We start from the raw sequence: 19,422 nt of genomic DNA, 5'->3' as shown, positions 1-19,422 counted from the left end.
GCGCAGGGGCCGGAGGTGGTGCAGGCGGCGGCGCAACGGCCGTTTGGGCCGGCGTATTGGCCGCGGTCGCGGCCGTCGGCGGAGCCGGCGGCGCAGGAGGCGGCGCGACGGCGGCCGCGGGCGCTTGTACGGCCGCGGGCGCTTGCACGGCTGCGGGCGGCGCAGCAGGAGCGGGGGCCGGAGCAGCCGGCGCCTGCGGGTCGACCGTGGCCTGCTGCGGGGCCGTCTCGTTCTTCTTGGCCTTCTTGGGCTTATTCTGGCCTGTGTTGTCGTAGACGCCGGGGATCTGCACCGTGCCGCGGTCCGGATCGATGCGGATGGTGCGCCCGCCATATTCAAACGTGTACTGCGCCTGCGCGGCAGTGCTCGCCAAAAGGAATGCGGCCGTGGCCAACAGCTTCCTCATTTCCGTCTCCTGAAAAGGTGGTCCCCGCACCGACGCTTACGCGCCGGCTCGCTTGCAAAAAGTGATCTAGATCACTGTCGTTGCTGTGAGTCGTCTCCCGGCGGTTCCGGGTTCAATAGGCCCGGAGCCGGTCCAAAGTTTGGCGAGGCAAAGCGACGGAAGGACACGGCCTTATCCACCAGGCCGGGTAGATCTTCTTGCAGGCGCCGTCTTCCATGGCAATGTGCAGCCACTGGTCGACCGAAAAGCGGACAACATTTCGGAAGGCAGAAATCGAAGGGAATCCTTGAAGTGACGATCTCGATCTACGAGGTCTCGGTCGGCCTGTTCGCGCCTTCTCTGCGCAATCTGTCCGTGCTGCTCGACAAGGGCGTCGCTTATGCCGAGGCCCGGAAGTTTGATCCGGCGATTTTGCTCGGCATGCGCCTTGCGCCGAACATGTATGACCTCGCCCAGCAGGTCGGCGAGGCCTGCCGCCATGCCACGGTCGCGCCGGCCCTGCTGGCGCAGTGCGAGCCGGTGACGCTGCCGGCGCTGGAGCATGACATGGCCGGGCTGCAGGCGCGCATCGCAACGTCCATCGAGTTCATCGAGAGCCTGCCGCGCGCGGAGATCGATGCGGCGGCGGAACGGAGTGTCTTCTTCAAATTGAAGAACGGCACCGAGCTGCCCTTCACCGGCCGGACGCTGCTGCTGACGTTCAGCGTCCCGCAATTCTTCTTTCACGTCACCACCGCCTACGACCTGCTCCGCCACGCCGGCGTCGAGCTGGTGAAGAAGGATTATCTCGGCAGGAAGTGAGGTCTTACGCTTCGCCCTTGCGCTCGTAGTCGGCGAGCGAGCTGCGGCCGGCGATTTCGCTGCGCAGCAGCTCGAAGCGCCTGTTCGCCTCATCTTGTTGGGTGTCGACGAAGCGCACCGCGGCCTCGCTCGTCATGGGACCGCTGACCACGGGCGCGGATTGCTCGCCGATGGTCTCGTGGACGTAGTACTGGCCGTCATCGCCGCGATGGACCGTCCATTTCAGACGGATCGCGACCATGGGTCCGGGACCAACCTTGCTGTAGCCATCGGCATCGGTGTGCTCCGGCGCCAGCGGCTGCTCCTCGACCACGGGATGCTCGTCGATCACCGGATGCTCGTCGATCACCGGATGCTCGTCCACGATCGGCGGTTCGTCCGACGCGATGTGCTCACGCTCTCCGGCGACCACGATTTCGGTCTCGGTCTGGCGAATGACGAGAACGGGCTCGGGGTGCTCCAGGATGCTGGCGATGGTCGCCAGCGCGTGGTCGGTCGGGTCGATCTCTGACAAGGGTCCATCCTCCAGCTCGCCGCGCCGGCCAGTCTGTCCCACCGCCGCCGCGTTTCAAGCCCATTACGCGCGTTTGATTAAGGCTGAGTTGGGGCCCGATCTGCACCAAAATGGGACGCTTTCTGGCGTTCCGAAGGCGGCGGGGTGAGCCGCTGACCTTCCATAATCTCAGCCCAGCACGTCCTGGTTGATGACGTTCTGCCTGATGGGATCGCCGTCCAGCACGCTCAAAATATTGCGCGCGGTCTGCTCGCTCATGCGGCTCACCGCCTCGACCGTGACGCCGGCGACGTGCGGGGCCATGATGACGTTGGGTAGCGCGAACAGCGCGTTGCTGACCGGCGGCGGCTCCACCTCGAACACGTCGATGCCGGCGCCGGCGAGCTTTCCGGACGTCAGTGCGTCATAGAGCGCCGCTTCCTTCACGATGCCGCCGCGCGCGGTATTGATGAGGTAGGATCTATCCTTCATGCGGCCGATCCTGTCGGCATCGAACAGGCCGACGGTCTCCGGCGTCTTCGGGCAGTGGATGGTGACGAAGTCGGCGTGAGGCAGCGCGGCATCGAGGTCGGTGACCGGCTCGCATCCGGCCGCCTTGATGTCGGCGGCGTCCTTGTAGGGATCGTAGACCTGCACCTTCATCTCGAACGCCAGGCAGCGCTTCGCTGTGCGGCTGCCGATGCGGCCGAAGCCGATGATCAGCACGGTCTTGCCGTAGAGGTCGAACGGCAGCATGCCGAGCCGGTCAGCCCAGGTGCCCTCCTTGACGCAGGAATGCAGCTCCTGCGCGCGCTTGGCCAGCGTCAGCATCATGAACAGCGCCGCCTCCGCAACCGAGGGCGAATTGGCGCTGCCGGCGACCATCAGCGGCACCTTGCGGCGGGAGAGGGCGGGCACGTCGACGGCGTCGTAGCCGACGCCGATGCGGGTTACCACCTTCATGTCACGCGCGGCCTCGAGCTCGGTCTCGCCGAAGGCGGTGGCGCCCAGCGCCACGCCATGGACCGGCGCATGGCTCTTCAACAAGGCCTCGAAATCCTTCGCCGAGATCAGGTTCGGAAACTCGACGAGCTCGATATCGTCCCGCTGGGTGAGGAGGGCGCGAGCCCCTTGCGACAAAGTCTGCGTAACGAAAATCTTCTTCTTGTTGGTCGCCATCGCTCCCCTACCTGCTCGCTTTTCTTGGATCGCGGCGTCACAACACGACGCCGGTCTCCTCATTTAGCAGGTGCATGTTGTTGAGGTCCATCGCCAGGCGCATGGGTGCCCCGTCCTTGGCGCCGGCATTGGGATCGACGCGGCCGCAGACCGGCGTGCCCTCGAGCCCGAAATAGACCAGCGTCTCCATCCCCATCGGTTCGGTGACGTCGAGCACGGTGTCGAAAGTCTCGACGCCGGGCGCCAGATGCGCATGCCACTCGGTGAGATGCTCGGGACGGAGGCCGAGCAGCAGCTTGTCGGTGCGTGGCAGCGCGTTGTAGCGCGCGGCGCGGGCCGGCGGCAGCGGAAAGGCAAGACGATCGGTGAGGCGGATCTGAAGCGTGCCGCCGACGTCCTCGAGCCGGCACGGGATGAAGTTCATCGCGGGCGAGCCGATGAAGCCGGCAACGAAGCGCGTCGCCGGCTTGTGGTAGAGCTCGTTCGGCGTGCCGATCTGCTCGATCTTGCCCTTGTTCATGACAACGACACGGTCGGCCAGCGTCATCGCCTCGACCTGGTCGTGGGTGACGTAGACGGTCGTGGTGCGCACCTTCTGGTGCACCTTCTTGATCTCGATCCGCATCTGCACGCGGAGCTTCGCGTCGAGATTGGACAGCGGCTCGTCGAACAGGAAGACCTTGGGATTGCGCACGATGGCCCGGCCCATGGCGACGCGCTGGCGCTGGCCGCCGGAGAGCTGCTTCGGCTTGCGGTCGATCAGATCGGTGATGTCGAGGAGGCGGGCGGCTTCGGTCACCCGCGCCTTGATCTCGGCCTTGGGATAGTGCTTCAGCCGCAGCCCGAACGACATGTTCTCCGCGACCGTCATATGCGGGTAGAGCGCGTAGTTCTGGAACACCATGGCGATGTCGCGGTCCTTCGGCGGCACGTCGTTCACGATATCGCCGCCGATCATGATGTCGCCGTCGCTGATGTCCTCGAGGCCTGCGATCATGCGCAGCGTGGTCGACTTGCCGCAGCCGGAGGGGCCGACCAGCACAATGAACTCATGGTCGGCGATGTCCAGGTCGATGCCGCGCACGGCTTCGACATCGTCGTAACGCTTCACCACCTTACGCAAGGAAACGTCGGCCATTTCAGTTCAACCCTCCGCTTTCAACCCTTTGTCGCACCGGCGGTAAGGCCGGCAATGTAGTAGTCCATCAGGAAGGCGTAGATGATGAGCGGCGGCGCGGCTCCGAGCAGCGCGCCGGTCATGATCTGTCCCCAATTGAAGACGTCGCCCTTGATCAGCGTGGTGATGATGCCGACCGGCAGAACGAGCTGGTCCGTTGAGGTCGTGAACACGAGTGGATAGAGGAATTGCGCCCAGGATACGGTGAAGGCGAAGATGGTCGCGGCGATCAGCCCGGGCAGCGCGACCGGAATGAAGATCCGCGTCAGTGTCTGAAACCAGGACGCTCCATCGATGATGGCGGCCTCGTCGAGCTCTTTGGGGATCGAGGCGAAGTAGCCGATCATGATCCAGGTGCAGAACGGGACCGTCAGCGTCGGATAGATGAAGAGCAGCACGTACCATCTGTTGATCAGCTGGACTCCCGTCCAGTCGCCGATCAGCGCGAACATCTTGAATAGCGGAATGAACAGCAGGCTGTCGGGGACGAGGTAGGTGAGGAACACGCCAGTGGCGAGTGTCGCCGAGCCCCAGAACTTCATGCGTGCCAGCGCGAACGCGGCCGGCACGCTGATCAGCATGGTGAGAGTCACCACGATGATCGAGACCCACGCCGAATTCCAGAAGAAGCGCAGGAACTGGTTGGACGTCAGCAGCTCGGCATAGTTGTCCAGCGTCGGATGGAACACCCACCAAGGGTTGGTCGCCGCCGAAATCTCGGCGCTGCTCTTCAGCGAGGTGATCAGCATGTAGAGTGGCGGCGTCAGCGAGAAGATCGCAAACAGCACCAGGAAGAAGTAGGACCAGCGCAGCGCCCAGGCGCGGTCGCGGCTCATGCTGCCGTATTTGACGTTGCGGCGCGGTCCGGCCTTGTCGATTGTCATGGTGCTCATCAGGCTTCGTTCCCGCGTTTGTTGACGTCGCGAAGGATGAAGATTGCGGCGACCGCCAGGATCGGCACCATGAACAGCGAGACGCTGGCGCCGAGCGGAATGTCGCTGCCCTCGATGCCGACCCGGAACGCCCATGTCGCAAAGATATGGGTGTGATCCAGCGGGCCTCCCGCGGTCAGGATGCGCACGATGTCGAAATTGGCGAAGGTGACGATGAGGGAGAACAGCGTGGTGATCGCGATGATGTTGCGCATCATCGGCAGCGTCACATACCAGATGCGTTGCCACCAATTGGCGCCGTCGATGGCGGCGGCCTCGTAGAGCTGATCGGGCACCGATTTTAGGGCGGCCAGATACATGATCATGAAGAAGGGCGCGCCATACCAGACGTTGACCAGGATCACGGCGAAACGCGCCCAGGCGGCGTCGCCGGTCCACGGGATGGGCCCGATACCGAAGAATGCAAGTGTGTAATTGAAGGCGCTGTAGGACGGGTCGAACAGCCAGAGCCAGGCAAGCGTGCTCATCGCGGGCGGGATCACCCAGGGCACGAGCAGCATGCCGCGCCATTTGCGCTGGCCCTTGGCCGGAATGTTGTGAACGAAATGCGCGACGACGAATCCGATCAGGGCCTTGAAGACCACGGCCGTGATGGCGAAGATGCAGGATTGCTTGACCACCAGCCAGAATGTGTCGCGCCTGAACAGGAACTCGAAATTGCCGAAGCCTACAAACTTCTGCATCGACTTGTTCAGCGTTGCCAGATGCAGCGAATAGAAGGCCGGATAGACCACGAGCAGCGTGATCAGCAGGATCAGCGGCAGCGTCATCAGGAACGCCACGGTCGATTTCCGCCTGAGGGCGTTGTGCAGGCTTGCACGTTTGTGGGCGCTCGCAGGCCGGGCGACGCCGGGTTGCCGAACTACGGCATCAGCCATGATGCATCTTCCTCGCAGGATCGTTCGCACGGAAGCCGGCGGAACCGGCTTCAGAAATTGAAGCTTGTGGCGGCAGCCAGACCGGGCGGCTCACGTCCAGCGTGAGCCGCCGGTCTCTGTCTCAGCTTCGCATGAAGCCTTCGCACTCACCCTCCGCCCAAGCGAGCGTCGCCTCCATCTTCTCGCCCTGCGCGTAGCGGAGGCACATCTTGGTCAGCGTGGCCTGCGCATAGATCTGCTGGGCGATCTTGGGCGGAGCAGGAGAGGCCGCAATCGACAGCGTCTGGTGATTGTGGGGATTGGGGTAGTGATAGAGGGTGCCCTTCGGCGGCCCTTCCTCCTGCCAGGTCTTCAGTGTCGTCATGTTCGCGTAGGCCGGCAGGTCGTAACCGCCGCTCGCGGCCACGAACTTCTCGATCGATGACGGCTGCGACAGATGCGTGAGCAGGCTCTTCGCCGCTTCCTTGTTCTTGGAGAAGCTCCAGGTCCCCCAGAAATAAGGCAGGTAGGGCGCATAACGGCCTTTCGGACCGGACGGCATGCCGTGGGTCCAGCACTGCTCGGCGACCTGCGGCGCGTCGCGCTTGGCGACCGCCCACGCGCTCGGAGGATTCATGATCAGCGCGCCTTTGCCGGAGATCAGCCACTTATTGTTGGAGGCGTCATCCCAGGCGGCGACGTCGGGCGGCAGGACCGCGATAAGCTTCTTGTAGAATTCGAGCGCCTGGCGAACCGCGTCCGTCTTCACCGTGAGATCGCCCTTGGCATTGACCAGCTCAGCGCCGAACGACTGGAAGATGGCGCCGGCAGTGTCGGTGCTGTCGGTGGTCTCGCCCAGGCCGATGCCGAAGGGCACGCCGCCTTTTTGGCAGGCCTCGGCCGCCTTCAGGAATGTCTCCATGTTCCAGTTGTCGGCCTTGGGCTGGCTGCCGGCCGGATATATTTCCTGGATATCGATATTGGCGAACTTCTTCAGGAGATCGATGCGGGAGCAGGGCCCCTTGATCTGGCTTCCGATTGTTGCGGGCACCGCAAGCCATTTGTTGCCGGCCCGTCCCAGATATTTGACGGTGCCGTTCACGTCGCCGTTCTGCTTGATGATCGGCTCCATGATGTCATTGACCGGCTCGAGCAGTTCGGCATGGGCGTGCGGCCACCATGTCGGCATCGCCAGGACATCGTGACCTGACTTCGCCGCCGCCTCGGCCGCGATGGTGAGCTCGATCTTCTTGCCCTGGCTTGTGATGTAGTCGATGGAAATCTCGACCTTCTCCTTCGCCGCCCATTCGTTGACGAGCTCGGTCGAGGCCTTGTTGGCGCCCGGCACCCAATGGTCCCAGAAGCCGATCGAGAGCTTGCCGGCGGCGTAAGCGCCCCGGACATAGGGCGCCGAGATCAGCGCCGCGGAGGACATTGCAGTGGCAGCCACAAATTGACGTCGCGTCAGTGTCTTGCGTGACATCTCGTTTCCTCGCTTGGGTGTTGTTGTTGGAGTTTCCTCTGAGACTTCTTTCTTGAGTTCTTGTTGTCGATTTTCTTGTTGGTGCCGTCGGCCCGCGTGGGCAATTCACGCCTGTCGCAGCAAATTGGTAGCGCGATCAGATCATGATTGATCGCGTCTGTCGAGAAAGCCGAACGGCTCCGCGTCCAAAACTCATGTTGTGCCCGGAAAGGTCGCAACGTCTGGCAAGGCGATAGGGCCGCAGGCGCAGCGCACGGTGTTTTTTTTGCGACGCACACTTCGCGCCAAACGGCCTCGAACGCTGCCGTGCGCAATTGCGCCTCAGTTTCGCAAGAGGCTCGATAACCGCTTCGCGTGAAAGACCTTTCGGGCGTGGACAGCAATCGGCCGCGTCTGGACCTCGAAGTGGCGGAAAAGATAGAGTTGCGCCTGGCGGCTGATCCTCGCTGACAGGCCAGATCGATGATGGAGACGAGAATGATCAAACCGGCGGCACCAGCGCGGCTTCATCTGCGGCGATGCCTGGCGCTGGGGTCTATGCTCGCGCTGTTGCTCGGGGCCGGCGCGGTGGCGAATGCTCAAGGTCTGGTCAAGGGCGTTCAGGAAGGCGCCGCGGCCGGCAACAAGGCGGCAGGTCCGGTCGGTGGTGTGCTCGGTGGCGCCATCGGCGGCGTGGTCGGCGTCTTCACCGGCGTGCTCGGTGTCGGCAACACCAACACCAGCAATCAGGCGCCGCCGCCCCGGGAGGCCGGCAAGGACGCGGCGAAGGATTCCAAGCAGCAGGGCGGGGCCAAGGACAAGGATGCCAAGAGCGCCAAGGGCAAGAGCGCCAAGGCGACCAAGGAGGCGAAGAACGCGCCGCAGGACAACAAGGGTAAAGACAACAAGGAAGTCACGGTTCTGACCCAGCCCGGTGCGCCGCAGCTGACTGCCGAGCAGATCGTCGCGAACAGCGATTCCTACATCGAGCGGATCAAGAGCGAGCTGAACCTCACGCCGGATCAGGAGAAGCACTGGTACGGCTTCTCAAGCGCGATGCACTACCTTGGGCATAATGGCGCAGAGCGGCTCAACCTGCGGATTGCGCGCGCCAAGCGCGATCCGCCCGACGACATCATCGAGCAGATGCGCAACGAGGCCCAGTTCCTGATCGATCGCGCCGGCGATCAGCGCAACGTCGCCGATGCCGCCGAGCCGCTCTTTTCCAGCCTCGACGACAAGCAGAAGCAGGTGTTCATCCAGGCAATGGTGCGCCTCAGCCACGAGCGCGGACTGGATTGATCAAGTTGAATCGGTTCGGGCGCGTGTGAATTAACGGCGCCCGCCACGAATTCGTGTATCTACAGCGCAATTCGGTTATGCTTAGCTTCGCACGGCTGATTGCGGGGTTGATATGGCGGACGGACTCTCCGTTTTCTTGGTCGAAGACGAGGCGTTGATCCGGATGATGATCGCCGACATGGTGGAGGAACTCGGCCACCACGTCGTTGCGGAGGCAGACAATGTGCGCGACGCCAGCGCCTTTGCCATGACTGCGCAGTACGATCTGGCCATCCTCGACATCAATCTGATGGGCGTCTATGTCGACCCCGTCGCCGATTTGATCGAACGTCGCGGAAAACCGTTTCTGTTCGCCACAGGCTACGGTCCGGAACTGCTGCCGTCCTTGCTCCGTCGTAGGCCGATCCTGCGCAAGCCGATCGCGATGGATCAGCTCAAGGCGATGATCGATTCGATGTTTCCGGAGCCGTCAGCCACTATCCCGAGCTGACCGATCGCGCTTTTGCCGCCTGGCGGGAAGAACTCAACCGGCAGGGTTGCGGCCATTCCTCAGCACCCTGGCAATGGTGTGAGCCGTCATGGCCGCGCGATCCGAAGCGCGCTGGGCAGCCAGCTGGTCGCGGGCCTTTTCCTCGATCAGGAGCTCGATGAGCGCCAGCCGCTTGTCTTCGCTGTCCGCTTCGCGCAACAGGCGGTGATAGCGGTGATAGTCGAAACCCGAATCCTGCTTACGCATGTCACGCCCCCGCAACTACGCCACACACGGGTAGATTGTTTCTCATCGGGAACACACAGGCAAGCAGAACCTGCGTGGAACCGCAGGTGCGCCGCAAATCAGCTGTGCATGACGGGAACTCGCCGCCTGAGACCGCTACTCAGCCGGAATTGTGCTCGGCAAACGTCGTCAGGCCGAGGAAGCTCGCATCGGGTTTGATCACGAGCCTGGTCGGGATGTTGCGCAGATAATCCTGGAACCGTCCCTTGGCTTCGAAGCGCGCCCGGAAAGCGGAGGCGGCGAGGAACTCGCGGAAGCGCGGCACGATTCCGCCGGCGACATAGACGCCGCCGCGGGCGCCGAAGGTCACCGCGAGATTGCCGGCGACCGAGCCGAGGATGGCGCAAAACATTTCGAGCGTCGCGCGGCTGACCGGACAGCTGTTCTCCAGGGCCGCCTTGGTGATCCCGGCGGCATCGCGATGCGGCACCTGGACTCCGTCGATCTCAGCCAACGCTTCATACAGGTTTTGCAGCCCCGAGCCCGAGAGGGCACCGCGCTCGATCGAGACATGGCCGAGGCGCTGCCGCAAGCAGGCGATCACGCGCTCCTCGCGCTCGTTCTCCGCCGGCAGGGTCGCATGTCCAGCCTCGGTAACGACGGCCAGGCGCGAACCATGGCGGTCGACCAGGCAGGACACACCAAATCCGGTTCCAGGCCCCACGACCAGCAACGGCTCGCCGGCCAGGCCGTCGCCGCCGCCGAGTGGGACCAGGTCTGAAGGCTCCAAGGCAGGCAGGGACCAGGCCACCACCTCGAAATCGTTCAGCACATGGACGCTGTCGAAGCCGAGCGCGGACTGCAGCTCGTTGCCGTCGATGACCCAGGGACTGTTGGTCATGACGCAGCGATTGTTGGTGACGGGACCCGCCACGGCCAGCACCGCGCGATGGGGCTGCTCGCCGTTGGACCGGCGCGCCAAAACGTCCGCGATGGCTTCGCGCACGGTCGGGAAGTCGGCGACCTTGACATAGTCGATCGGTCCGGTCTGACCGCTCGGGCTCAGCGCGAAGCGCGCATTGGTGCCGCCGATATCGGCGAGAAGAATTTTTCCGGTCTTGCCGATATTCATGGCCTCATCGCCGCCACGACCTTCAGGCCCTGGCAGCCCTGTCCTCCGCTGCTTCGACCCGATCCGCCTGGCGCGGGCGGTGCGAGAATCTGCCCTTGGGTGCGCCTAGTCAACACGGACGAGGTCAAACCGTTGCATCGTGGCGGCCAGGGTGACCAATTCGCGCAGCTGCCGCGCGTGCCAGTGGTTGCGAAGCCGCGCGGGAAGGCCGACACTGAGGTGGTCGCCCGGCGCCGTCGCGCCCGGCAGATCGAAATGGGACGGCGATGAAGATTTCCGACCGCGACGTGTTGCTGGTGATCGACGTGCAGAACGACTTCTGCACCGGCGGGGCGCTGGCGGTACCAGGGGGCGAGAAGGTCGTACCCGCCATCAACAGGATCGCCCAAAAATTCGCCAATCTGGTGCTGACCCAGGACTGGCATCCGAGCGACCACGTCTCGTTCGCGCCGAACCATGCCGGCAAGCAGCCGTTCGAGACCATCGAGCTCGACTATGGCCGGCAGGTGCTGTGGCCGACGCATTGCGTGCAAGGCACGGCCGGCGCGGAATTTCATCGCGATCTCCACGTGACACGGGCAAGCCTCCTGGTGCGCAAGGGCTTTCGCCGCGGCATCGATTCCTATTCGGCGTTGTTCGAGAACGACCATCGGACACCGACCGGATTGCTTGGTTATTTGCGCGAACGCGAGCTGAAGACCGTCTTTGTCGCAGGTCTGGCGCTGGACTTCTGCGTCCGCTTCTCGGCGGAAGATGCGCGGAAGGCAGGGTTGGAGGTTGCCGTCATCGAGGATGCCTGTCGCGGCATCGATCTCGACGGCTCGGTCGCGGCGACCCATCGGAGTTTTCGGGACCTCGGCATTGCCGTCGTGAGCCTCGAGGCGTTTCTGTGAGGATGTCGAGGTAGCCATGGTGGACAAGACCTCCAAACCGCCACGCAGGTCAGCCCAGGCTCATGATGATCCACGGCTCTGGCCGTTTGCGGCAGCGCAGCTCGCCATGGATGCCTGCTTCTGGTCGCTGGAGCGGGCACCCGAGCAACAGGATGACAGCAGCCTGCCTTGGACGACGCCGAGCCGCGTTGCGTTGGAGCTCCCGACGATGGACTTGCGCGATTGCTCGCAGACCCGGTCCGGCCAGCCGGCGCTGGTCTGCGCGCCCTATGCGCTGCACCGGGCCCTGATCGCCGATTTCGCCCCAGGCCACAGCGTGGTGCAGTCGCTGCAAAACGGCGGCATCGACCGGATCTATCTCACCGACTGGCGGTCAGCGACGCCGGACATGCGCTATCTCTCGATCGACAGCTATCTCGGCGACCTCAACGTCGCCATCGACGAGATCGGCGCGCCGGTCGATCTCGTCGGGCTGTGCCAGGGCGGGTGGCTGTCGCTGCTCTATGCCGCGCGCTTTCCAGGCAAGGTGCGGCGGCTGGTTCTGGTCGGTGCTCCCGTGGACCTGTCGATCGAGTCCTCGCTGGCCCGGCTCGCCCGCAACGCGCCCGAGCTGGTCTATGACCAGCTCGTCGCGCGCGGCGGCGGTAATGTCAGCGGCGAGGAGATGCTGCGCTTCTGGTCCAAAACCCCTGACAACGACGATATCAGGACGGCATTGCAGCGGGATCTCTCGGACGAGCAGGGCTCCGAGCTGCTGGCGCGGTTCGACCGCTGGAACACCGAGACGCTCAACCTGCCGGGCACTTATTATCTCGAGATCGTCAACGCGATCTTCCGGGAGAACCGCATCGCCGAGGGCCGTTTCGTCGCGCTCGGGCACCCGATCGATCTGAAGGACGTCAAGGCGCCGATCTTCCTGCTCGCCGGCCTCGACGACGATGTAGTGCCAGCGACGCAAGCGCTGGCCACCGCGGGGCTCGTCGGTACGCCACCTGCCTTCGTTGCAGCGGCATCCGAGCCCAGCAACCACCTCGGCCTGTTCATGGGCGCGCGCACCCATGCGCATGCCTGGCCCCGGATCGCCGGGTGGCTGCGCGGCGATCTGCCCGGCGTGCTGGCCCGCAGCGCCTGACCTCGCCGGCGCTGGACCGGATGGGGCGCAAATCCGTTATGCATGACGGCGGATGGCCTGCACGGGGCCAGATCGATGGGCTAAATATGACCGGAGCTGACGGCGGTGGCCGCCGGCGAGAGATTTGAGGGTACTGCGCTCGATGACTTTCCACTCGATTTACGCCCACGGATTTGCGCGCGTGGCAGCCTGCGTGACCACCTCCCACGTCGCCGATCCCAGCGCCAACGTGAAGGCCGTGTTGGCGGCGGCCAATGCCTGCCATGAGCAGTCGGTCGCGGTCGCGGTGTTTCCCGAGCTGTGCCTGTCCGGTTATGCGATCGAGGACCTGGTAAAGCAGGATCCGCTGCTTGATGCGGTCGAGCGCGGGCTTGCAAGCGTCGTTGCGGCCTCGGCGGGGCTGATGACGGTCCTGATCGTCGGGGCGCCGCTGCGCTTCGGCAATCGCATCTACAACTGCGCCGTCGTCATTCATCGCGGCAACGTCCTCGGCGTCGTGCCGAAATCTTACTTGCCGACCTATCGCGAGTTCTACGAGGGACGGCATTTCGCCTCCGGCGCCGGCATCGCCGGTGAGACCATCGCCTTTGGCGGCCTGCATGCGCCGTTCGGCGTTGATCTCCTGTTCGCGGCCGAGGACGTTCCGGGCCTCACCATTGGCGTCGAGATCTGCGAGGACATGTGGATCCCGGTGACGCCGGCCTCGGAGCTCGCGCTTGCGGGCGCGAGCGTGCTGATCAACCTCTCGGGCAGCCCGATCACGATCGGCCGGGCGCGCTCGCGCGCGTTGCTGTGCCAATCGACCTCGGCGCGCTGCCTCGCGGCTTACGTTTATTCCGCGGCCGGGGCCGGAGAATCCACCACCGATCTCGCTTGGGACGGTCAGACCTCGATCTACGAGAACGGCGTGCTGCTGGCCGAGGGTGAGCGGTTCCGCCAGGGCGGCCAGATCACGCTGGCTGACGTCGACCTCGACCTGCTCCGGCAGGAGCGCGCGCTGATGGGAACGTTCGACGACAACCGGCGGCAGCGCGAGGCGTTTTTCCGCAAGGTGACATTTGCCCTGAAGCCGCCGGCCGCCGATATCGGCTTCCTGCGCAAGGTCGAGCGCTTTCCATTCGTGCCGAGCGATGAGAGCCTGCTCGAGCAGGACTGCTACGAGGCCTACAACATCCAGGTCGCCGGGCTGGTGCAGCGCATGCGCGCCACCGGTACCAAGCGCGTGGTGATCGGCGTGTCGGGCGGCCTCGATTCCACCCACGCCCTGATCGTCGCCGCCAAGGCGGTCGACCTGCTCGGCCTGCCGCGCGAGAACATCCTGGCCTACACCATGCCGGGCTTTGCCACCGGCAGCGAGAGCAAGACCAACGCGCTCGCGCTGATGAAGGCGTTGCAGACTAGCTGGCAGGAGCTCGACATCCGCACCACGGCGACGCAGATGCTGAAGGATATCGGCCATCCCTTCGGCAAGGGCGAGAAGGTCTACGACGTCACCTTCGAGAACGTGCAGGCCGGCCTGCGCACGGATTATTTGTTTCGGCTCGCCAACCATCACGGCGGCATCGTGATCGGAACCGGCGATCTCTCCGAGCTCGCGCTCGGCTGGTGCACCTATGGTGTCGGCGACCAGATGGCGCATTATAACGTCAACGCCGGCGTGCCGAAGACGCTGATCCAGCATCTGATCCGCTGGGTGATCTCCTCCAAGCAGTTCAGCGACGACGTCAACCGGACGCTCGGCTCGATCCTTGTGGCCGAGATCTCGCCGGAACTCGTGCCCGTCGAGGCCGGCCAGAAGCCGCAGAGCACGGAAGCGTCCGTCGGGCCTTACGAACTGCAGGACTTCAACCTGTTCTACACGCTGCGCTTCGGCATGCGGCCGTCCAAGATCGCCTTCATGGCGCTTCAGGCATGGAAGGACGTTGCCAACGGCGAATGGCCGCCGGCCTTCCCGAGCGACCGGCGCAGGGCCTATGATCTGCCGGAGATCCGCCGCTGGCTCGAGGTGTTCCTGCGCCGCTTCTTCGCCTTCAGCCAGTTCAAGCGCTCGGCCATGCCGAACGGGCCGAAGGTCTCGGCCGGCGGCTCGCTGTCGCCGCGCGGCGATTGGCGCGCACCGTCGGATTCGAGTGCAGCGGCATGGCTCGAGGATCTCGAGCGGAACGTGCCGAACTGATCGGGGCAAGCGGATCGTGGGGGATGATCGGATGTCGGCTGGCGATGAGGCGGAAGCGGGTGAGGAGGCCAGGGTTGTCAACGGCCTCTACATCTTCGACATCGAAATGCGGGACGGCAAGCGTGGGCAGGCCAGGGGCGTGGTCGTGCTCAGCGACGGCCGCATCATGGGCGGCGACAGCTACTTCTACTACACCGGCAGCTACACCTTCCGGAACGGCAAGTGGCGGGGCGACATGATCGTCAATCAGCACACCGAGGCGGTCGGCAGGACGCTCGCATTCGGCGGCAGGGAGGTCACCTGCGGCTTTTCCGGCGACTATTTCCCCGGCGGTGCAGAAGTCGAAGGCATGGCGCTGGTCGGCAAGACCAGCGTGACGTTCACGGCGCGGCTGACGCTGAAGGATGCGATGTGACTTGATTGGCTCACTTCCCCGACCGCGTTCCTGCTCAGGAACCTTCGCACGAACAGAACGTTCGCGTTTGTTGTTGCGAATTGTCGAGGAGAGGGACCATGCGTCAACATTTGTTGTTATCGACTGCGGCCGTCGGGCTCATGCTCGCATCCGGCCTTGCCTATGCCCAGGCGCCCGGTGAGCGCAGGGACGAGCCGAAACGGACCGAGGAGCCGGCCAAGGGCGCGGCTCCGCAGCGCGGTGGTGCGGCTCAAGAACGCGTTCAAGAGCGCGCGCAAGGCGCCCAGGAGCGGCTCCAGGGCGCAGGCCGCGAGGATCGAGGCGGCGCTGCCAAGAGCGAGGCCAGTGACGACAAGCGTCAGCCGGCAACGGCCTCGGAGCGCAATCAACCGAAGGCCAGGGACCAGGCACAAGAATCTCGCGAGCCTTCGCGCGATCGCAACCGGGAGGCCGAGAGCGCCAAGCCCGGACGCGATGCGGGCAAGAGCGGTGCGGAAACCAAGCAGGACAAGGCTGCGCAGGACAAGGCTGCGCCGCAGAAATCAACCGCCGAATCCGAGAGATCCAAGACTGGCCCGGCGACTGGCCCGGCTGGCCAGCAGAACGAGCGCGCGGGAGCTACAGCCAACCAGAACGAGCGCAACCAGGCCCAGCCGCCGCGCAGTGCCGCCGAGCAGCAGCCGCCGGCGCAACAGAGCAACCAGCCGGCCACTGCGACGGATACCAGCCGCCCGGCTCCGACCAACAACGCACAGACCGCGCCCGGCTCCACGGGCACGCAGACCAACCAGGCTAATCAGACCACGCAGACCAACACGCAGGTCAACCAGCAGGCCCAGGTGACGACCGAGAGGCAGGTGCGGATCTCCGAAACGGTGAGCCGCGCACGCCTGGCGCAGCCGGAGCGCAATCTGAACATCTCTATCCGGGTTGGCGAAACGATTCCCTCGCGCGTGCGTCTCCATAGGCTGCCGCCCGAGATCGTCTCGATCGAGCCTGCATATCGCGACTACGAATATTTTGCCACCGCTGACGACATCGTCATCGTGGAGCCGCGCACGCATCGCATCGTCAGCCAGGTGCCGCGCGATCCGTCGCGCGCCCGTGCACAGATGGGCGGCGGCACGTCGTCGAGCATGGCGGCAGCCGGCGGAACCAACATGGTGAACTGCCAGATCATGCGACGTGATGCCTCCGGCAACGTCGCCCAGGCGGAGCCGACCACCGTGGGTTCGACCGCGCGCACCGAGTCCCTGAGCGTGATCGTCCAGATGCCCGGCGGCGGCGCGTCCGCGCCGATCGCCCTCGGCGCTCCCGCCGGCAACATCGTGGTCGCGACGCAAGGGCAGGGCGATTGCACGGTGACGCTGGAGCCGCAGACGCGCTAGGCGCCGAAACAACGAGGCTCTGAAACGACAACGCGCCGCCCGGATGCCCCACCGGACGGCGCGTTGCTGCGTTCAATCTAAAAAGTTTCGAGGTCCGGAGTGCCTAGGAGTCCGGACCTCGTCACCTTGCCCCAGCCTTCAATCCCCCGCCCCATGTGGTCCCCCAACCCCATGTAGCGCGATCAGAGGGTGATGCCCGTGGAAGTGGCCGCCGATCGATGTCCCGCGATGTACGCGAAGGACGGCTAGGATTCCATTCCGGATCACTACGGACACGATAGCGCTTGCCATGTGCCCATTCGGCATCGCTCGCCGCGATCGCTTTTGCCTGAAGCGCAGCACGCGCGGGCAGGATGTCCACATCTCGTCCACGCTGCGGAAGACGCATTTCACCGGCTTGTCATTGAACTGGTCTAGCGCTGCTCCCCGTCATCGCTGACGACGAAGGAGCATGCCATGTCGAAGCCGGTGCTGGGCGCCGCATTGTCCATCAAATCGATCCCCGCGCATCGTGACTGGCTTCTCGAAAAGCAGCGCGATCTTGAAATCCAGGACTTCTTCCGCGCCGATCTGCTCGATAGCGACTGGCGCGCAACCGCAGGCGAGATCAAGCAGATGCTCACCGGTCACACCGGCCGGCTCGGCATCCATGGTCCGTTCTGGGGCTTCAAGATCGACAGCCACGATCCGATGATCCGCCAGGCGGTGACCAAGCGCCTGCTGCAGGGCCTCGAGGCCGCCGAGTTCCTCGGCGCGACGCAGATGGTGATCCATTCGCCGTTCACGACCTGGGACCATAACAATCTCGATCTCTATCCCGACAACCGCGCCAATATCGTCGAGCGCGTCAAGGCGACGCTCGCCGAGGTGATTGCGCGTGCCGAGACGATCGGCTGCGAGATCGTCATCGAGAACATCGAGGACAAGGATCCGCGCGACCGCGTGCGCCTCGCCAAGGCGCTGGAAAGCAGCAAGGTCCGCGTTTCGCTCGACACCGGGCACGCCAATTACGCGCACATCTCCACCGGCGCGCCGCCGGTCGACTATTACGTCGAGACCGCCGGCGACATGCTGACGCATGTGCACCTGCAGGACACCGACGGCTTTGCCGACCGGCACTGGGCGCCGGGCGAGGGCAATATTCCCTGGGTCGCCGTATTCCGCGCGCTGGGACGGCTCACGTCGAATCCGCGGCTGATCCTCGAACTCCGCAATCACGACGACGTCCGCAAGGGCGCGGCGCATCTCGCCGCGCTCGGTCTTGCCGAATAACCGACATCACACAGGGCAGGGGTTATCCTCATGAGCAAGCTCACCCGTCGCACCATCCTGACATCCGGCGGCGCTGCCGCAAGCACCTTGCTGCTGCCGCGCTTTGCCATCGCGCAAGCCGACAACCGTCCGTCGGTGACGGTCGCCGTGCAGAAGGTCACGAATGCGAACGTGCTCGACGTGCTGCGTGAGCAGTCCAATGTCGGCGAGCGCGTGTTCTTCTCCTCGATCTGGGAAGGCCTGATCTCGAAGAACTGGCGCGGCAAGCTCGAAGCTGTGCCGGGCCTTGCCACCGAATGGCGCCGCATCGACGACCAGACCGTCGAGGTGAAGCTGCGTCAGGGCGTCAAGTTCCACAATGGTGACGAGCTCACGGCGGAAGACGTCGTCTTCACCTTCAGCCGTGAACGCATGTTTGGCGAGACCGAGGCCAAGAACCGCTCCACCATCAAGGCGTTCGAGAAGATCCCGACGCCGCGCCCGGGCAAGGAGCTGCCGCCGGACGTTCCCGCGGTCGCCCGCCGCATCTGGCCGGACCTGGTACGCGTCGATGCCGTCGACAAGTACACGGTGCGCTTCTACAACGCGACGCCCGACGTCACGATCGAGGGGCGGCTGTCGCGCTACGGCTCCGACATCATGAACCGCCGCGCCTGGGAAGAGGCAGCGAGCTATCTCGACTGGGCCCGCAAGCCGGTGACGACCGGCCCCTACAAGGTCGTCGAGCTCAAGCCCGACGTCTCGCTGACGCTGGAGGCCCACGACGAATATTGGGGCGGCCGGCCGCCGCTGAAGCGCATCCGCTTCCTCGAAGTGCCTGAGGTCGCCAGCCGCATCAACGGCCTGCTCTCGGGCGAATATCAGTTCGCCTGCGACATCCCGCCGGACCAGATCGCCGGCATCGAGAAGAATTCCGCGTTCGAAGTGCAGGGCGGCACGATTCAAAATCACCGCCTGACCGTGTTCGACAAAAACCACGCCGTGCTCGCCAATCCGCTGGTGCGGCGCGCCTTCACCCATGCGATCGATCGCCAGGCGATCGTCGACAGCCTGTGGTCCGGCCGCACCCGCGTGCCGAAGGGTCTGCAATGGGAGTTCTACGGCGACATGTTCAACGCCGATTGGAACGTGCCGGCCTATGATCCCAAGCTCGCGCAGGATCTGCTCAAGCAGGCCAATTACAAGGGCGATCCGATCCCGTACCGCCTGCTCAACAATTACTACACCAACCAGGTCGCGACCGCGCAGATCCTGGTCGAGATGTGGAAGTCGGTCGGCCTCAACGTGCAGATCGAGACCAAGGAGAACTGGTCGCAGATCATGGAGCGTAGCCCAACCCGCGCGGTGCGCGACTGGTCGAACTCGGCCGCGTTCAACGATCCGGTGTCGTCGCTGGTCGCCCAGCACGGGCCGAACGGCCAGCAACAGCAGATCGGCGAATGGACCAATGTCGAGCTGAACAAGCTCTCGGAGTTCCTGGAAACGTCGACCGACCGCGCCGCGCGCAAGAAGGCGTTCCGCCGCATGCTCGAGATCGCCGAGCGCGAAGATCCCGCCTTCACGGTGCTGCACCAGAACGCGACCTTCACGGCCAAGCCGAAATCGATCAAGTGGAAGGCAGCGCCCGCCTTCGCGATGGATTTCCGCGCCGGCAATTTCGAGGTCTGAA

General features: G+C 64.4%; 18 protein-coding genes and 1 pseudogene. 10 read left to right on the top strand and 9 right to left on the bottom strand.

Annotated features, from left to right (window positions below; genetic code table 11):
* A pseudogene (locus I6F09_RS21055) lies at nucleotides 1–406 on the bottom strand (DUF2147 domain-containing protein); the annotation flags it as partial.
* Between the two features lie 303 nt (nucleotides 407–709).
* On the opposite strand from I6F09_RS21055, the gene I6F09_RS21050 reads away from it, so the two are divergent.
* Entirely contained in the window at nucleotides 710–1,207 is a 498-nt protein-coding gene (locus I6F09_RS21050; protein WP_225188949.1) for a DUF1993 domain-containing protein, read from the top strand.
* Between the two features lie 4 nt (nucleotides 1,208–1,211).
* Here the strand turns inward: I6F09_RS21050 and I6F09_RS21045 are convergent, their stop codons facing one another.
* The 6 genes from I6F09_RS21045 to I6F09_RS21020 form a co-directional block, all read right to left on the bottom strand.
* Complete coding sequence (locus I6F09_RS21045) at nucleotides 1,212–1,721, bottom strand: hypothetical protein (protein WP_225154100.1); 510 nt, start codon at nucleotides 1,719–1,721, stop codon at nucleotides 1,212–1,214.
* A gap of 168 nt (nucleotides 1,722–1,889) precedes the next feature.
* Nucleotides 1,890–2,879 (bottom strand): hydroxyacid dehydrogenase, encoded by a 990-nt coding sequence (locus I6F09_RS21040; RefSeq protein ID WP_036028080.1) that lies wholly within the window; start codon nucleotides 2,877–2,879, stop codon nucleotides 1,890–1,892.
* A 37-nt stretch (nucleotides 2,880–2,916) separates the two neighbouring features.
* Nucleotides 2,917–4,017: a sn-glycerol-3-phosphate ABC transporter ATP-binding protein UgpC gene (gene ugpC, locus I6F09_RS21035; RefSeq protein WP_036028079.1), complete on the bottom strand. Its 1,101-nt coding sequence runs from the start codon at nucleotides 4,015–4,017 to the stop codon at nucleotides 2,917–2,919.
* Between the two features lie 20 nt (nucleotides 4,018–4,037).
* Nucleotides 4,038–4,949 carry a carbohydrate ABC transporter permease gene (locus I6F09_RS21030; RefSeq protein ID WP_036012407.1) on the bottom strand — a complete coding sequence of 304 codons (912 nt, stop codon included), beginning with the start codon at nucleotides 4,947–4,949 and terminating at the stop codon, nucleotides 4,038–4,040.
* The gene (locus tag I6F09_RS21025; protein WP_057029220.1) at nucleotides 4,949–5,887 is read right to left on the bottom strand and encodes a sugar ABC transporter permease; all 939 of its coding nucleotides are present in this window, start codon (nucleotides 5,885–5,887) and stop codon (nucleotides 4,949–4,951) included. Before I6F09_RS21025 ends, I6F09_RS21030 begins: the two co-directional genes overlap by 1 nt.
* A gap of 121 nt (nucleotides 5,888–6,008) precedes the next feature.
* Nucleotides 6,009–7,349: an extracellular solute-binding protein gene (locus I6F09_RS21020; protein ID WP_036012401.1), complete on the bottom strand. Its 1,341-nt coding sequence runs from the start codon at nucleotides 7,347–7,349 to the stop codon at nucleotides 6,009–6,011.
* Nucleotides 7,350–7,826: 477 nt separating this feature from the next.
* Between I6F09_RS21020 and I6F09_RS21015 the strand changes: the two genes are divergently transcribed.
* The gene (locus I6F09_RS21015; protein WP_036012400.1) at nucleotides 7,827–8,630 is read left to right on the top strand and encodes a Spy/CpxP family protein refolding chaperone; all 804 of its coding nucleotides are present in this window, start codon (nucleotides 7,827–7,829) and stop codon (nucleotides 8,628–8,630) included.
* 112 nt (nucleotides 8,631–8,742) lie between these two features.
* Nucleotides 8,743–9,120: a response regulator gene (locus I6F09_RS21010; RefSeq protein ID WP_036012398.1), complete on the top strand. Its 378-nt coding sequence runs from the start codon at nucleotides 8,743–8,745 to the stop codon at nucleotides 9,118–9,120.
* A gap of 33 nt (nucleotides 9,121–9,153) precedes the next feature.
* Here the strand turns inward: I6F09_RS21010 and I6F09_RS21005 are convergent, their stop codons facing one another.
* Nucleotides 9,154–9,366, bottom strand: coding sequence for a hypothetical protein (locus I6F09_RS21005; protein WP_036039656.1), 213 nt, complete (start codon nucleotides 9,364–9,366; stop codon nucleotides 9,154–9,156).
* 139 nt (nucleotides 9,367–9,505) lie between these two features.
* Nucleotides 9,506–10,477, bottom strand: coding sequence for a glucokinase (gene glk, locus I6F09_RS21000; protein WP_225188946.1), 972 nt, complete (start codon nucleotides 10,475–10,477; stop codon nucleotides 9,506–9,508).
* Nucleotides 10,478–10,743: 266 nt separating this feature from the next.
* On the opposite strand from glk, the gene pncA reads away from it, so the two are divergent.
* The 7 genes from pncA (at nucleotide 10,744) to I6F09_RS20965 (ending at nucleotide 19,421) form a co-directional block, all read left to right on the top strand.
* Complete coding sequence (gene pncA / locus I6F09_RS20995; protein ID WP_225188945.1) at nucleotides 10,744–11,370, top strand: bifunctional nicotinamidase/pyrazinamidase; 627 nt, start codon at nucleotides 10,744–10,746, stop codon at nucleotides 11,368–11,370.
* 16 nt (nucleotides 11,371–11,386) lie between these two features.
* A complete protein-coding gene (locus tag I6F09_RS20990; RefSeq protein WP_225188944.1) occupies nucleotides 11,387–12,502 on the top strand; it encodes an alpha/beta fold hydrolase in 1,116 nt (371 codons plus the stop codon).
* 142 nt (nucleotides 12,503–12,644) lie between these two features.
* Entirely contained in the window at nucleotides 12,645–14,678 is a 2,034-nt protein-coding gene (locus tag I6F09_RS20985) for an NAD(+) synthase (RefSeq protein WP_225188943.1), read from the top strand.
* A gap of 31 nt (nucleotides 14,679–14,709) precedes the next feature.
* Complete coding sequence (locus I6F09_RS20980; protein ID WP_036012369.1) at nucleotides 14,710–15,093, top strand: GrlR family regulatory protein; 384 nt, start codon at nucleotides 14,710–14,712, stop codon at nucleotides 15,091–15,093.
* 98 nt (nucleotides 15,094–15,191) lie between these two features.
* Nucleotides 15,192–16,481 (top strand): DUF1236 domain-containing protein, encoded by a 1,290-nt coding sequence (locus I6F09_RS20975; protein WP_225188942.1) that lies wholly within the window; start codon nucleotides 15,192–15,194, stop codon nucleotides 16,479–16,481.
* A gap of 456 nt (nucleotides 16,482–16,937) precedes the next feature.
* The gene (locus tag I6F09_RS20970; RefSeq protein WP_057029215.1) at nucleotides 16,938–17,753 is read left to right on the top strand and encodes a sugar phosphate isomerase/epimerase family protein; all 816 of its coding nucleotides are present in this window, start codon (nucleotides 16,938–16,940) and stop codon (nucleotides 17,751–17,753) included.
* 30 nt (nucleotides 17,754–17,783) lie between these two features.
* Complete coding sequence (locus I6F09_RS20965) at nucleotides 17,784–19,421, top strand: ABC transporter substrate-binding protein (RefSeq protein ID WP_225188941.1); 1,638 nt, start codon at nucleotides 17,784–17,786, stop codon at nucleotides 19,419–19,421.
* Nucleotide 19,422 lies beyond the last annotated feature (1 nt).

This window comes from Bradyrhizobium sp. IC3195 (assembly GCF_020193585.1).
Taxonomy (GTDB): Bacteria; Pseudomonadota; Alphaproteobacteria; order Rhizobiales; family Xanthobacteraceae; genus Bradyrhizobium; species Bradyrhizobium yuanmingense.
This window is presented reverse-complemented; position numbering and strand designations above follow the sequence as displayed.